The organism is Shewanella ulleungensis (assembly GCF_014648315.1).
Lineage (GTDB): Bacteria > Pseudomonadota > Gammaproteobacteria > Enterobacterales > Shewanellaceae > Shewanella > Shewanella ulleungensis.
Map to the genome: position 1 here is coordinate 72,595 of NZ_BMQW01000011.1, position 13,426 is coordinate 86,020.

Annotated in this window: 13 protein-coding genes; 8 read left to right on the plus strand and 5 right to left on the minus strand. The window is 39.4% G+C overall.

Annotated elements, in window-relative coordinates; all coding sequences use genetic code 11:
• The first annotated feature begins 150 nt into the window (after positions 1–150).
• Entirely contained in the window at positions 151–906 is a 756-nt protein-coding gene (fkpA, locus tag IEY40_RS17215) for an FKBP-type peptidyl-prolyl cis-trans isomerase (protein ID WP_188958364.1), read from the plus strand.
• A gap of 138 nt (positions 907–1,044) precedes the next feature.
• Here the strand turns inward: fkpA and IEY40_RS17220 are convergent, their stop codons facing one another.
• Positions 1,045–2,010 (minus strand): zinc transporter ZntB, encoded by a 966-nt coding sequence (locus tag IEY40_RS17220; RefSeq protein WP_188958366.1) that lies wholly within the window; start codon positions 2,008–2,010, stop codon positions 1,045–1,047.
• Between the two features lie 189 nt (positions 2,011–2,199).
• On the opposite strand from IEY40_RS17220, the gene IEY40_RS17225 reads away from it, so the two are divergent.
• Positions 2,200–2,571 carry a YacL family protein gene (locus IEY40_RS17225; protein WP_188958367.1) on the plus strand — a complete coding sequence of 124 codons (372 nt, stop codon included), beginning with the start codon at positions 2,200–2,202 and terminating at the stop codon, positions 2,569–2,571.
• Between the two features lie 78 nt (positions 2,572–2,649).
• Here IEY40_RS17225 and IEY40_RS17230 read toward each other — a convergent pair whose 3' ends face one another.
• Both IEY40_RS17230 and narQ read right to left on the minus strand, forming a co-directional pair.
• Positions 2,650–3,279, minus strand: a complete 630-nt coding sequence (locus tag IEY40_RS17230; RefSeq protein WP_188958369.1) for a response regulator — start codon at positions 3,277–3,279, stop codon at positions 2,650–2,652.
• Positions 3,272–4,990 (minus strand): nitrate/nitrite two-component system sensor histidine kinase NarQ, encoded by a 1,719-nt coding sequence (narQ, locus tag IEY40_RS17235; protein ID WP_188958371.1) that lies wholly within the window; start codon positions 4,988–4,990, stop codon positions 3,272–3,274. The genes IEY40_RS17230 and narQ overlap by 8 nt, the downstream gene beginning before the upstream one ends.
• A gap of 284 nt (positions 4,991–5,274) precedes the next feature.
• Here narQ and nrfA point away from each other — a divergent pair, with 284 nt between their 5' ends.
• The 5 genes from nrfA (at position 5,275) to IEY40_RS17260 (ending at position 10,558) form a co-directional block, all read left to right on the plus strand.
• Complete coding sequence (gene nrfA / locus IEY40_RS17240; protein WP_188958373.1) at positions 5,275–6,666, plus strand: ammonia-forming nitrite reductase cytochrome c552 subunit; 1,392 nt, start codon at positions 5,275–5,277, stop codon at positions 6,664–6,666.
• Positions 6,667–7,118: 452 nt separating this feature from the next.
• On the plus strand, positions 7,119–7,457 hold the full coding sequence (locus tag IEY40_RS17245) for a P-II family nitrogen regulator (protein ID WP_188958375.1): 339 nt from the start codon (positions 7,119–7,121) through the stop codon (positions 7,455–7,457).
• A gap of 9 nt (positions 7,458–7,466) precedes the next feature.
• On the plus strand, positions 7,467–8,717 hold the full coding sequence (locus IEY40_RS17250) for an ammonium transporter (protein WP_188958377.1): 1,251 nt from the start codon (positions 7,467–7,469) through the stop codon (positions 8,715–8,717).
• Between the two features lie 101 nt (positions 8,718–8,818).
• Positions 8,819–9,154, plus strand: a complete 336-nt coding sequence (locus IEY40_RS17255) for a hypothetical protein (protein WP_188958379.1) — start codon at positions 8,819–8,821, stop codon at positions 9,152–9,154.
• A gap of 105 nt (positions 9,155–9,259) precedes the next feature.
• Positions 9,260–10,558 (plus strand): tetratricopeptide repeat protein, encoded by a 1,299-nt coding sequence (locus IEY40_RS17260; protein WP_229777148.1) that lies wholly within the window; start codon positions 9,260–9,262, stop codon positions 10,556–10,558.
• Positions 10,559–10,585: 27 nt separating this feature from the next.
• Here the strand turns inward: IEY40_RS17260 and IEY40_RS17265 are convergent, their stop codons facing one another.
• On the minus strand, positions 10,586–11,467 hold the full coding sequence (locus tag IEY40_RS17265; RefSeq protein ID WP_188958381.1) for a transporter substrate-binding domain-containing protein: 882 nt from the start codon (positions 11,465–11,467) through the stop codon (positions 10,586–10,588).
• Positions 11,468–11,946: 479 nt separating this feature from the next.
• On the opposite strand from IEY40_RS17265, the gene aroG reads away from it, so the two are divergent.
• Positions 11,947–13,002 carry a 3-deoxy-7-phosphoheptulonate synthase AroG gene (gene aroG / locus IEY40_RS17270; RefSeq protein WP_188958383.1) on the plus strand — a complete coding sequence of 352 codons (1,056 nt, stop codon included), beginning with the start codon at positions 11,947–11,949 and terminating at the stop codon, positions 13,000–13,002.
• A 39-nt stretch (positions 13,003–13,041) separates the two neighbouring features.
• On the opposite strand, the gene IEY40_RS17275 is transcribed toward aroG, so the two are convergent.
• Positions 13,042–13,218, minus strand: coding sequence for a hypothetical protein (locus tag IEY40_RS17275; RefSeq protein WP_188958385.1), 177 nt, complete (start codon positions 13,216–13,218; stop codon positions 13,042–13,044).
• Positions 13,219–13,426: the final 208 nt, after the last annotated feature.

The following is a 13,426-nucleotide window of genomic DNA, read 5'->3' on the forward strand; positions in this document are numbered from 1 at the left end:
TATTGTCGTAAACCTTGTGATATAAGGTTGACCCAATGGTATAACCCCATTAACTAGTATAAAGTGGCAAGCGAACATGACCACTAAAACATCTCATAGTTAGAATGTATTAGGTTATTGTAACCACTAAAGGATGCTGAGGAAGCTTTAATGAAATCTATTTACAAATTATCGTTAGTTGCATTAGCTGTTGTTGGATTGACTGCATGTAACCAAGAACAAGACGTAGCACAAAAGAAAGTAGAGCTAACAACTGACGCTCAAAAAGAAGCATACAGTGTGGGTGGTTCAATTGGTAAGTACATGTCTGGTCACATTAAAGAGCAAGAAGAGTTAGGTTTTGCTGTTGACCGTACTATGGTTATCAAAGGCTTTAGCGATGGCTTAGGCGAAGAAATGCAGTTAACTGAAGAAGAAATGCAAACTGTATTACAAGACCTAGACAAAAAATTAAACGACAAGCGTTTAGAGCAAGCTGAAGCGTTAGCTGCTAAATCAGTTGCAGAAGGCAAAAAATTCTTAGAAGACAATAAAGCCAAAGAAGGCGTAACTACGACTGAGTCTGGCCTACAATACGAAGTATTAGAAGCTGGTAAAGGCGACAAACCTGCTGCAGAAGACACTGTTGAAGTACATTACCGTGGTACGTTAATTGACGGTACTGAGTTCGACAGTTCATATGCTCGTGGTGAAACGGCTAAATTCCCATTAAACCGTGTTATTCCTGGTTGGACTGAAGGTGTACAATTAATGCCTGTAGGCGCTAAGTATAAGTTTGTTATCCCTGCAGAACTTGCATATGGCGATCGTGATACTGGTACTATTCCAGCTAACTCAACATTAGTTTTCGAAGTTGAACTTGTGTCTGTTGAAAAAGCTGCTGCTGCCGCAGCTGTGACCAAGTAATATTGTGAATAATTGCTGACTCGTGCTTGGTGTTAACGCCCAAGCCATTGAGTTAAAACAAAAAGGACGCTAAGCGTCCTTTTTTATTGCGTGTTATTTGGTTAATACAATCAGATTATCTGCTAATAAATGTCACGTTTACAGCCATTTTAAACGATAAAATAAATACATTTGCAAGGCGATAAGACCAAACAAACCACCACAAAACGCGGCAAATGCCCAGTTGGTCTCTGCACCAGGAATGCCACCAATATTGACACCAAGCAGACCAGTTAAAAAACCAAGCGGTAAGAAAACGGCCGATATCAACGATAGGAAGTACAGCCTTTGGTTCACTTGCTCTGACTGTTGCGATTGCAATTCCTCTTGCGTCACACTGGCCCTGTCGCGAATGGCATCAAGATCTTCAATCACTCTGATTAAGGTTTCATGAATTTCACGTAAACGGACTTTGTCATTATCGTCAAAGAGCTCACTGGTTTCGTGTAACATCCGCGAAAATGCTTCACGTTGCGGCGCTAAATAACGGCGCAGTACTACGGTTTGTCGGCGTAGTTCGGCAATATCTGTACGTAAGCTTTTATTCACTTTGGTTACAACGCGCTCTTCTAACTCGTCGAGTTGCTCTTCAAGCTTACCGATAAATTCAACTTTTCGATGCGTTAAACGCTCACAAATGGCCATGATAAATGCCGCCGTATCGATAGGGCCTTTACCTTGTGCAATCGCATCTGCAATATCGATAACCGATTGTAACTGACGTTCGCATGTTGAAATGATTTTATGCTCTTCTGCATAAATGCGTATCGCGACCATATCTTCAGGATCAGAATTAGGGTTTAAATTTACTCCGCGAAGCGCTAACAACACGCCTTTGCTTGAGTTAACAACTCGAGGCCGAGTATCTGTGGCTAATAAAGTATCCGTTTCAACACGATCGAGCCCAGAGCTAAGGATCCATTTACGGGCTTTAGGTTCACGATAGCGAAGGTGCAACCATAATAAGCCATCTTGTGGTTGCCATTGAGCTACTTGCTCCTCGCTGAGCGATTGGCCTGCATTTGGACCATTTAGTAGTAAGCTATAAATAAAACCAGTATTCATTATTTATCATTCCAAGTGTTCGCTATCACAGCCATTGAGTTTTACCCAAGTGTAAACTGATTATAGCGAATGAAACTGTATATTTATCTAACATTTAATCTGATATGGACTGATCAGACGACATTACAAGCAGCAGGTTTTGGTTTCTTCAGTTAAAATAATAGTAACGCTAATTACAGAGCAACAATAATGGAATATCAATTTCGTCGTAATCGTTTAGAAGGAACGGTTTTTGCTGAGTTTAGTATGGATCATGAAGTCTTAGGCCGCTGGTTTGCTGAAGAACTAGGTGATGATAACAGCCGTGCTAATAACATTCTAACTCAAATTATCTTAATTAAAACAGGCGGTAAGAACCATTGGCGTCATGTCGGTGCCGATTTGACCATAGATATTGATACTGAACAGGTTAGGGTATTTGCCAATGTGATTGATTTTGAAGAAGAGCACGATTTAGATGAGGCAATGAATTTATATGATGCGGAGTCGGAGTCGTATTGCGGTTTAGAAGACTTTGAGTCTGTGTTGCAAAGTTGGCTAGCATTTATTAATCAAAAGTAATGATATTCCCACACAATAATGTGGGAATACCTCTAACGCAACAATATGGCATGAGTGCGGTTAACTGAGCTTACCGGACTAGTTGTTAAGATAGCGTACAGCCATTTCGGTGCGTGATTTTGCATTAGCTTTACGCAGCAGATTTTTTACATGTACTTTTACTGTGCCTTCACTGATATGTAAGTCTTCAGAAATCATGCGGTTACTCTTACCTTCGGCAAGCTCTTGCAAAATTTGTAATTCACGTGGAGTGAGGTTTTCAATCCAAGTATTATCATCCGTTGCATTTTTTAGCTCGTAAAGATAAGCCTCGACTTCTTCGCTAATCACTCGATGGCCTAGCATGGCTTTTTTGAGTTGCTCAAGTAACAAATCAGGCTCAGTATCTTTAAGCAAATAACCGTCAGCTCCGGCACGAAGTAGGCGTATTACATCTTGCTTAGCATCAGATACGGTTAAAATAACAATTCTTGCCGTTACACCTTCTTGGCGCATGGCGTTAAGTGTATCAAGGCCCGACATGCCTTTCATATTTAAATCGAGCAGAATAATATCGGGTTCATTTTCGGCAACGGCAGTGAGCGCTTCTAAGCCGGTGCCCGTTTCGCCAAAAAGTAAAAAGTCACTGTCAGAAGTGATAAGTTGGCATATCCCTCGGCGTAACAAAGGATGATCATCGACAACAAGTACGGAGTACGGCTTACCCATTTAAAGGCTCCTGTTGAGGTGGAAAACTGAGCGTAACGGTAGTACCGCCATGCTGATTACTATTGAACGACACTATCCCATTTAATTTATTGGCTCTCTCGTGCATGATGCCAATACCAAAATGTTGGTCGCGTTCTTGTAGATGTGAGACACCAATTCCGTCGTCACATATGGCTATGGTTATCATACCATTTTTTGTTAGCTGACAATCTATCATTATATGGGCTGGACTGGCGTGTTTTATTGCATTTAGCGTAGCTTCGCGGATCAATTGTAAAATATGAATATGCTGTTTAGCTTCGAGTAAATGAGCTGACACTTTATAGTTTAATTTAATATCAACATCACTTTGTTGTCGTAATTGATCGAGCATCACCTCAATCGCTTGGCTCAAATTAGGCTCTTTAATCGTTAATCTAAATGTAGATAATAGCTCTCGTAATTGTACATACGCAGTACTCACACCTTCATTGATCTCTGTCAACTGGCCATCTACTTCCGGACTGCGACAACTCAGGTCTAAGCTTTTTTTAAGTAAACTAACTTGGATTTTTAGAAACGATAATAGTTGGCCTATGGAGTCATGCAATTCTCTGGCGATAACAGCACGCTCTTCCATTAGCGCTAACTGTTGACGCTGTTCTGTTGCGTTGTGTATGGTGATTGAACGAGATAACATCATGGCAAAGTTTTCAAATAGTTGGCGGTTTAATGGCCGAGCGGATATGACCTCTAAATAACCTAGTTGCGTCAATTCTATTGTTAATGGAAACTGTACCGAGTTAATGTTAGTTGCTTCTATTGGCCATCCACCCTCTGCATTTATTACATCACTTGATCCGTCTTCATGCTTAATCACTAGCCTTAGAAAATCCAGATCTTCATAGTATTTAAGTTGATTAATTGCAGATTGTAATGCTTTGTAGTCTAGTTTATCGGCATGGAGCATGACGAGATTATCGTACAGAAAGCTCAGTTCATTATTGGCTCGAGTTAGAGCTAAGGTCTTCTCGTTAACTTGGCCTTCTAAATCGTCGTACAAATCGGCTAATTCAGATGCAGTTTTTTGTAACGCATTACCCAGTGCGGTGAGTTCGATATAACCCGTTTTAGGTATCTTAACTTTGAAGTTACCTTTAGATATTGTTGCAGCGCTATCCATCAATAGTTGTAGAGGTTTAACAACTCGTTTACGTGTAAATACCACCGCAACAAATGCAATAATCAATAAAATCACTAAACCAATAATTTGACCAATGACCAGCAGTTTTAGCTTAAATGCTGCAAACAGTTCCATTTTCAATACTAAAGTATCGATGGTATCGACAAAGTCTTTTAACGCCGCAGAATAAAGGCGCGCATTACCTTCTTCAATGTAGCTCCTCATAACTTGCCACTTATCAATAACCAACAAATACTGGTCACTGAGCTCTTGAGGACTGTACCAATCGAGTGTTCTTTTAAGTGCATCTGAATTAAGGGTATTTTCGAATTCGACGATCTTTTCACGTGTATTAATGCTGCCGGCATTGGTAAATAATAATAAGCGATAACTTTGCATACGCATTGAACCAGAGGCATTGATACCTTTCGCATCGCCAAGGCTGAAAGTTAAGTTAACGATAGAAAACACAGCTAAGCTTGATGACAATAAAATCAATAACAACATTAAGCTTAAAATGGTGGAGGTAAGACTGCCTCGAGTAAACATAAAACCCTACTTAACATGACAAAAAGTGGAATGTTGATCAGACAAAAGTATGGTTTTTACCCCTGTCTAATCGTGTGTTCTACATTAGGTGTGTCTGCTTTACATTAACTAGTTTACAGAATTGTGAGATACATCCTGTTTACATGTTGATCTGGCGCAAACTTTCTTCTCTATACCCCATTGGAGGTATGTTTAAATTTGAGGTTAATCGCTACTTTTGATTGTGGAGATGTCGTGATTATTAACATAAATATAATGTAACACGGAGATAAAGGGTGATGAAGATGAACGTAAAATCAATTGCACTTAGTGCCGTTATCGCTACCAGCTTTATGGCTGCAGGCGCAATGGCAAGTGATAAAACAGAGCCTCGTAATGAGGTTTATAAAGATAAATTTTCAAATCAATATAACAGCTGGCATTCTACTGAGGAAAGCAAAGAAGTTGTTGATATGTTGGAACAAGTACCTAGCCTAGTTGTCTTGTGGGCTGGTTATGGCTTCGCAAAAGACTATAACGCACCTCGCGGCCATATGTACGCTGTAACAGATGTGACCAACACATTACGTACTGGCGCACCTAAAAATGCTGAAGATGGTCCAATGCCAATGGCATGTTGGAGCTGTAAAAGCCCAGACGTACCTCGCGTAATTGAAGAGCAAGGTGAAGATGGTTACTTTAGCGGTAAGTGGGCTAAAGGCGGACCAGAAATCGTTAATGTTCTAGGTTGTGGCGATTGTCATGAGAAGGGTTCACCAAAGTTACGTATGTCACGTCCATATGTTGAACGCGCAATGAACACAATCAATACCCCATTTGATAAAGCTTCTCGTAAAGACAAGCAATCAATGGTGTGTGCTCAGTGTCACGTTGAATACTATTTCGAGAAAACAGCAGAGCGTCCTGGTTTTGTTAAATTCCCTTGGGATATGGGAACCACTGTTGAGCAAATGGAAGTGTACTATGACAGCATGGAGTTCTCTGACTGGACTCATGCCGTGTCTAAAACACCTATGTTAAAAGCTCAACACCCTGGTTATGAAACTTGGAAAATGGGTACTCACGGTCAAAATAATGTGAGCTGTGTTGATTGCCATATGCCTAAAGTGACTAATGACAAAGGGCGCAAATATACTGACCATAAAGTGGGTAATCCATTTGATCGCTTTGAAGAAACCTGTGCAACATGTCATAGCCAAAGCAAAGAGTTTATGGTTAAGCAAGTTGAAGAGAGTAAGCATAAAGCAGCAGATTTAAAAGCTCGTGTTGAAGCACAATTAGTTAAAGCTCACTTTGAAGCGAAAGCGGCTTGGGATGCTGGTGCGACTGAAGCTGAAATGAAGCCAATTCTAATGGATATTCGTCATTCACAATGGCGTTGGGATTTTGCAACTGCATCACATGGTGCCTCAACTCATGCTCCAGCTGAAGTATTGCGTATTTTAGGTACTGCTTTAGATAAAGCTGCTGATGCTCGTGTTAAATTGGCTCAGGTATTAGGTGCTAAAGGTGTTAAACAACCTATTGCATATCCTGATACTTCTACTAAAGCAAAAGCGCAAGCAGCATTAGGCATGGACATGAAAACTATGAATGCTGAAAAAGCTGAATTCAAGAAAACGCTTGTACCTAAGTGGAAAGAAGAAGCTAAAAAACGCGAAGCCACTTATAAGTAATCTGTGATGACGAAATAGCGACTTATAGCGTTATTTCGTTAATGATTGAGCTTGTGATTGATTAAGCAAAACCGCTCCCTAGTGAGCGGTTTTTTATTATTGCGGTTTAATATTGCTCATTTTAAGTGATACGCCTCTTTCATTACTCTCATTTTTCACTGTTCTCATTCTTGACCATTCTCGTCATCACAACTTGTTGCTCTTACTGCCATAATTTTAATGAACAGTTTTCATTCTGTGGCTCATGTAAATTCATTGACACTATTGTTGCACCAAAATAAAGCGCAGACGATTTTATAATGCACACCATTGGTGCTTTTATATGCGCCTGCTATCAACGAATATAAATTAAGTTGTTTTAAAACATAGCGTTAAAAAAGTGGCCTGATGATTGAATTAGTTAACACAACAAATCAATAACAACTACATTTATCACACTTTTGGAGGTCGAGATGAAACTCGTCAGCGCTATCATCAAGCCATTTAAATTGGATGATGTCCGTGAAGCTATTGCAGGCATGGGCATTGAAGGTATGACTGTTACTGAAGTAAAAGGCTTTGGACGTCAAAAAGGGCATACAGAGCTTTATCGTGGTGCAGAGTATCAAGTGGATTTTTTACCGAAAGTAAAGTTGGAAATTGCCACTAAATCTGAAAACTTAGAGATGTTAATTGAAGCGATAACCAACGCGGCTCATACCGGTAAAATCGGTGATGGCAAAATTTTTGTGACTGAATTAGAACAAGCAATCCGTATCCGTACGGGTGAACTTGATAACGAAGCGTTATAGGGGGCAGTTATGGAAGAGTTAACAAAATTAGGGCTCACAGTCACTGAATTACGTTTCGCATTAGATACGTTCTACTTTTTAATTTCAGGCGCGTTGGTCATGTGGATGGCTGCAGGTTTTGCTATGTTAGAAGCAGGACTTGTCCGTTCTAAAAACACCACGGAAATTTTAACTAAAAACGTATGTTTATATTCGATCGCTTGCGCAATGTTTTTGCTTGTCGGTTACAACATTATGTACGTGGACAATACTGAAGGCGGAATTCTACCTTCATTTGGTTCATTGATTGGCTCGCAAGCAAGCGACGCAGATCATGCATTAGAGTCTGACTTCTTCTTCCAGGTTGTGTTTGTTGCAACAGCGATGTCTATCGTATCTGGTGCGGTAGCAGAGCGTATGAAACTTTGGTCTTTCTTAGCATTTTCAGTAGTAATGACAGCTGTTATTTACCCTGTTGAAGGCTATTGGACATGGGGTGGTGGATTTTTATCAGAAGCTGGTTTCTTTGACTTTGCTGGTAGTGGTATTGTGCATATGGCTGGTGCGGCTGCTGCAGTTTCGGGTGTATTGTTACTCGGAGCACGTAAAGGCAAGTACGGTGCTAATGGTCAAGTTAATCCTATTCCAGGTTCAAACTTACCGATGGCTACGTTAGGCATGTTCATTTTATGGATGGGTTGGTTTGGCTTTAACGGTGGTTCACAGTTACTAGTGTCTGATGCTGAAAACGCAACAGCAGTGGCTAAAATCTTTGTAAACACAAACTCAGCAGCGGCTTTTGGTGCTATCTCTGCTCTGTTGGTATGTAAGGTTGTTTGGGGTAAAGCTGACTTAACTATGATTCTAAACGGTGCGTTAGCTGGTTTAGTTGCCATTACCGCAGACCCACTATCGCCATCATTCCTTATGGCTGCCGTGATTGGTTTAGTTGCTGGTGCAGTGGTTATATTCTCTATCATCGCATTAGACCGTATTAAAATTGATGACCCAGTGGGTGCTATCTCTGTCCACGGCGTAGCAGGTTTCTTAGGCTTAATGTTAGTGCCTTTATCAAATGCAGATGCAAGCTTTGGTAGCCAGTTATATGGTGCAGCGGTTATCTTTATCTGGGTATTTACTGCATCGTTACTAGTATGGTTTGTGTTAAAAATGACCATGGGTATCAGAGTGACAGAAGAAGAAGAGTATAACGGTATGGATGCGTCTGACTGTGGTGTAGATGCGTATCCTGAGTTTGTGAGCGTTAAATCAGCAAATTAATTTGATTCGTCAATAACGCATAAAAACAGAACCTTCGGGTTCTGTTTTTTTATATCTGTAGTAAGTTAGTGCCATATCATATAAATAAAGAGGCTGTCGAAATGGTGAATCAATTTAGGTTTGCTTGGGTGATACCATTGGTGGTGTTGAGTTGTATCGTTAATGCAGGCACTGTTGTAGTGCGTAAATCATCTGAGGAATTCGATGCATTTGCTGTGCGTAATGAAGTGCTTTTGCAACATGAATGGCAAGAATTAATTAGACAACAACAGCAATTGAATATTTTGCAATCACTCCCTTTAAACTGCATTTCAGTCGAAACTACCTATCTCTACTTTCAATGTGGCCAACATCGTTACCGACCTTACCAGTATCAAGACCAACAATTATTTATTGAAGTTGACCCTAATCAACGTAATCCTTCATTACCTAAATAAGCCGCATAGTGTGTAATACTCTGTGTAATGAGTGCTGATTAGTGGCTTAAGGCAGGACTATTGACTACGCTTTTAGATAGCTTATTCCTATCTGAGGGTTGAATTATGATCGTTTATCACCCAAGCAGGAGCGCCAATAAGGCATTACGCCTAAACGGAAATGGATTTTTATCTAGTTTGAAAGAGTTGATTTTTATCGCTCTACGTTTAAAAAAGCCGAGTTTAAAAAAGTTAAGCTTTACAGTGCTGAGTGCTAGGTCATGTATCTTAATTGGCTTCATATTTAGCTTAACCGCTTGTCAGTCTACCTCATCAGAAGTAAAGCAACTTGATGTACAGACCCTATTTAGAGATGAGCTGTTTACGCCAGTAAGCACCATCAATGTTGATGATATATATCGTTTGCCTGAATCCTTCGTCGCTAAATTTAGACGCCAATATCAAGCAGAGAACTCTCTTCGAAGTCAAAATAAATTAGCCAACGAATGGTTAGCGCAATACATTGGTGCACAGGCGGGTGGGTTTGAATATCGAGACCATTATACTCGCTCTGCCAGTGAAACAGTGTTAAATCGACAAGGCAATTGTATGTCGTTGGTTGTGTTGACTGCAGCGTTAGCCGATGTTTTAGGCATTCCTGTTGAGTTTAATGATATTGATGTTGAACCTATTTGGGATCGTCGAGGCGGTTTTTTCTTGGTTAATGGGCATGTAAATTTAAGTTTGATGCCGCCAGAAAATAATCATACCGTGTTATTTAGAGGCTCTGAGGTGTTGGTTGATTTTTTACCTGAACGTTCAGTTCGAGCATACAAGAAAAAGCAGGTCAATAAACGCCAACTTAGTGCAATGTATTATAACAATATCGCCGCTGAAGCTTTAGTTAATAATGATTATGACAAGGCTTATGCTCTGGTTAAAAAATCCATAATTTTACATCCACGTTATGTTGCTGCAATTAATACACTTGCAGTTATTTTTCGTCATAAAGGCTATAACGATGCCGCCGAACAGGTATATCGCGCCGCGTTGCATGTTGATCCGTTTGACTTATCTACCTTGTATAATTTGGCGTTAATATTAGGTGAGCAAGACCGTTTAGAAGAGTGGGCACAAGTGCATAAAGTGCTTGAACTTGCACGAATTAATAATCCTTTTTATTATTTTGATATGGCTCAACAAGCTTATTTTGATAAACAATATCAAGATGCTCTAGTGTGGTATAAACGTGCTGTTGAAAAAGCGGACTATCGCCATGAGTTTTATTTTGGTTTATCGCGAGCGTATTGGGCAACGGGTGAAGAGCGCTTGGCTGAGAAAAATATGAAACGGGCTTTAGCGTTAAGTGACGGCAATAATAAACAGCGCTATCAAAGTAAGTTACAGGCAATGAAACAAGATTAACACGTTAACGCTGAGTGGATTAAAGCGTTATCGAGAAAGTTGATTATTATATTGTGTGGGTTGGTAACTATTTTGCTCTGCTAAATCGAGTATTTCTTGATAACGATAAGATTGTTTTAACATTGATATCGCGCGGTCTACGATGGCGGCGGTTTGTTTGTCATGGCAAGCAATTTTACGTTCAGCAGGGGCAAATAATGCAACTTCAGTAACGGGAAGGTTGGTATTTAGTCTGTGTCGAAGTTGGTGGCGATAATACTCAAAAATACGACGTTCAAGCACAATCGATTGTGTATGACCGTTGAATAACATGACCACTTGGCTTTTCTGATTTGATATTTCGCTGTAATTTGGACTTGTTTCCGCTAATGCTTCAAATTCGTCGCCGAGGTAATGTTTTGCGTTTTGAAATCCCAAAATAGAGATAGGTTCAAGATCTTGTATATGAGTAATTTGTAGATTATTTTTAGTTAAATAAAACACAATATTTTGATATTCAATTAAGCTTTGAGTGTAAAACAGCCCCTCGACATTATCAGGCGTATTTACCATGCAATCGATTTTTTTTGTATTAACTAATCGTTGTGCACGTAAATTAGGCGCATGAACTAACTCTTTAATTGTTATGTTATTAAGTTCAAGTGCAGCAACTAGTAAGTCATATTGTACGCCCTGTGGTTGATCAGCAAAAAAATATGGTGCAATACTGTTACTTGTTGAGAAGCTGATTTGTTGTAAATTTGGCAATGATGCTTGCAGATAGTGCTCTGCATGTTGAGCAACTAATGGGTGTTTTTGTTCAGAAGGATTAATTGCTTCTGGATGATTAACTGCGATAGCGACCGTTGAAAGAGCATGGCCGATGACGGAGCTAAGCGTTATGAGCAAAAAAATAATGCCGAGTTTCAAACGTTAACTTCCTTTTGATGCTACCTGCTAACAAAGAACAGATGTATTAAAAATGTATATTGAGAAAGTCACTTCCTTGTTATGGTTTAACTATAATTAAGCTGAAATCATTAGCCGTAATGATTAGTTGCTAGAGTTAAACACCTATTGTTCAATATCTAGTGTTTAGTATCTATGATGATCTAATGGTGTATTCAGGTTAACACTCATTGTTAAAAAATTGTATTAATATGCGGTTAGCTTGCACGAATATGACTTTACAGCACATAACCTAGCGTTAATTATAACGATTACTTATTATCGGCTGTGATGAATAATACTTGATTGATTTGTCGATAAATACTCGTTAAATTGAAGATTGTTGTTCATTTTCCTGATGTATTCTACTCGTTTTCTATATCACTTTTATGAATTAAATTTTCTGTTTTTCAATATCTTGAATCAGAGTTTCTGTTGGTTTTGCCGGAGTTGTAACCACTATGTATTATCAAAATGACGATATTCGTATCGATGAAATAAAAGAATTGCTACCTCCCATTGCGATTCTTGAACGATTTCCGGCAACTGAAAATGCATCAGCAACCGTGTTTAATGCGCGTAATAATATTCATCATATTTTGACCAGAAAGGACGACCGGCTACTCGTTATTATAGGTCCTTGCTCTATTCATGATCCTGTAGCAGCGCTTGAGTATGGCCAACGTTTAGTGGCATTGCGTGAACACTATAAAGATCAGCTTGAAATTGTGATGCGAGTGTATTTTGAAAAACCTCGAACTACTGTCGGCTGGAAGGGGTTGATCAATGACCCTTATATGGATAATAGCTTTCAATTAAATGATGGTTTACGCACCGCTCGTAAGCTTCTTGTTGATTTAAATGAGCATGGCATGCCAACAGCTGGCGAATTTCTCGATATGATTACTCCGCAATACATGGCTGACATGATGTGTTGGGGAGCGATTGGTGCCCGTACGACAGAATCTCAAGTGCATCGTGAACTGTCATCTGGCTTATCTTGCCCTGTTGGGTTTAAAAACGGTACTGATGGCACAATTAAAGTGGCAATTGATGCGATTGGTGCTGCTAATGCACCTCATCATTTTTTATCTGTTACCAAGTTTGGTCATTCTGCGATTGTTTCGACCAAAGGTAACCCTGATTGCCATATTATTTTACGTGGTGGACGTGAGCCAAATTATAGCGCAGAGCATGTCAAAGAGATCTCAGCGCAATTAGAAAAATCAGGTGTTGCAGACAATATTATGATCGATTTTAGTCATGCAAACAGTAGCAAAGATTATAAAAAGCAAATGCTCGTTGCTAATGATGTTGCAAGTCAGATCGCTGCAGGTAATCAAGCTATTTTTGGTGTGATGGTTGAAAGCCATTTGGTAGAAGGTCGTCAAGACTTAGTGGCAGGTAAAGAGTTGTGTTACGGACAAAGTATTACCGATGCCTGCATAGGTTGGAGTGATACCGAGTCATTACTTGCGACACTTAGTCAAAGTGTGATTGAGCGTCGCAAAAAGTAACTCATTAATATTAATAGAAAATAAGGCGCAATATGCGCCTTATTTTTTTACCTGTTCGACTAGGTATTCATTTGCTTTTGCCAAACTGCCAAAGGCTGAAATAAGATTATTACGGCCTTTATCTTGTAATTCAGGGTTGCCTGATTCGATCATCATCCATACCCAGGTTTGTATTAGTTGTAATGGTGGGTATTGAACTTTCGTGCTATCCAACATAAAGCATCCTTCAAACTGTAAATCGTTGTTTGCTTATTACCAAACAGTCATTTATTTATATCTGAAGAGTATCAAATAATATCCACAGAAATAACTCTATTTGGGCTTTAAAAGCACAAAATGACGAAATAAAACCAAATTATAGTCTAAAGGTGTAGTCTTGTTTGTATTTTTGTAAGTCTAAAGTTTTACATTTTTTGTTATAAAC